Genomic DNA, 1849 nt, shown 5'->3' on the forward strand with positions numbered 1-1849 from the left:
GTCTCTCAAAATTAAACAGAGTTAAAGTACCAGATGTCATGAAGTATTACCTTCATGTCGACTCCCTAGAAAGGAGGTGATCCAGCCGCAGGTTCTCCTACGGCTACCTTGTTACGACTTCACCCCAATCACTAATCCCACCTTCGGCCGCTGGCTCCCTTGCGGGTTACCTCACGGACTTCGGGTGTTACCAGCTCTCATGGTGTGACGGGCGGTGTGTACAAGGCCCGGGAACGTATTCACCGCGACATGCTGATTCGCGATTACTAGCAACTCCGGCTTCATGTAGGCGAGTTTCAGCCTACAATCCGAACTGGGATGAGTTTTTGAGTTTGGCTCCACCTCGCGGTATTGCATCTCTTTGTACTCACCATTGTAGCACGTGTGTAGCCCTAGACATAAGGGGCATGATGATTTGACGTCATCCCCACCTTCCTCCACGTTAACCGTGGCAGTCTCACTAGAGTGCTCAACTTAATGGTAGCAACTAATGATAAGGGTTGCGCTCGTTGCGGGACTTAACCCAACATCTCACGACACGAGCTGACGACAACCATGCACCACCTGTCTTCCTGCCCCGAAGGGCTTCCCCGATTAAGGGTAATTCAGGAGATGTCAAGTCTAGGTAAGGTTCTTCGCGTTGCTTCGAATTAAACCACATGCTCCGCTGCTTGTGCGGGCCCCCGTCAATTCCTTTGAGTTTTAATCTTGCGATCGTACTCCCCAGGCGGAATACTTATTGTGTTAACTGCGGCACAGAAGGGGTCGATACCTCCTACACCTAGTATTCATCGTTTACGGCGTGGACTACCAGGGTATCTAATCCTGTTTGCTCCCCACGCTTTCATGCCTCAGCGTCAGTTACGGTCCAGTAAGTCGCCTTCGCCACTGGTGTTCTTCCTAATCTCTACGCATTTCACCGCTACACTAGGAATTCCACTTACCTCTCCCGCACTCTAGATATCCAGTTTCAAATGCAGCACCCAAGTTGAGCCCGGGTATTTCACATCTGACTTAAATATCCGCCTACGCATCCTTTACGCCCAGTAAATCCGGACAACGCTTGCCACCTACGTATTACCGCGGCTGCTGGCACGTAGTTAGCCGTGGCTTCCTCCTCTGGTACCGTCATTATCGTCCCAGAAGACAGAACTTTACAACCCTAAGGCCTTCATCATTCACGCGGCGTTGCTGCGTCAGGGTTTCCCCCATTGCGCAATATTCCCCACTGCTGCCTCCCGTAGGAGTCTGGACCGTGTCTCAGTTCCAATGTGGCCGATCACCCTCTCAGGTCGGCTACGCATCGTCGCCTTGGTGAGCCGTTACCTCACCAACTAGCTAATGCGCCGCGGGTCCATCTCATAGTGGATTACTCCTTTGATATTTTATTCATGCGAACAAAATACATTATGCGGTATTAATCTCCCTTTCGGGAGGCTATCCCCCTCTATGAGGCAGGTTACCCACGTGTTACTCACCCGTCCGCCGCTAATCCACCCCGAAGGGTTTCATCGCTCGACTTGCATGTGTTAGGCACGCCGCCAGCGTTCGTCCTGAGCCAGGATCAAACTCTCAATTTAAAAATTGATGTTCGAGCCGTATTTTACTATAAACTTCGCATTACGTCATTAACTACGTCGCTCCGGTACTCACGTATACAAATACGCTTTGTTCCTCACTCCTTGTTGCCTAGTACTACTCGTTTCTACTAAAACACTTTTATGCTCTATTTATCGCTGACTTGTTAAAGTCATTTTGTGAACTTATCGTTCACTAAGAATCATTTCTGATTCAGAATTAACTGGTTTTACCTTTTTCTCTGTTTAATTTTCAAAGACCAATTTAGCGC

The 1849-nt window shown here is 49.3% G+C and carries 1 rRNA gene; it reads right to left on the bottom strand.

From position 1 onward, the window contains the following. Positions 1-69 precede the first annotated feature (69 nt). Positions 70-1580: ribosomal RNA gene (locus tag C661_RS0120840) — 16S ribosomal RNA — on the bottom strand. Positions 1581-1849: the final 269 nt, after the last annotated feature.

It is taken from the genome of Clostridium tunisiense TJ (assembly GCF_000300195.1).
Taxonomy (GTDB): domain Bacteria; phylum Bacillota; class Clostridia; order Clostridiales; family Clostridiaceae; genus Clostridium_J; species Clostridium_J tunisiense.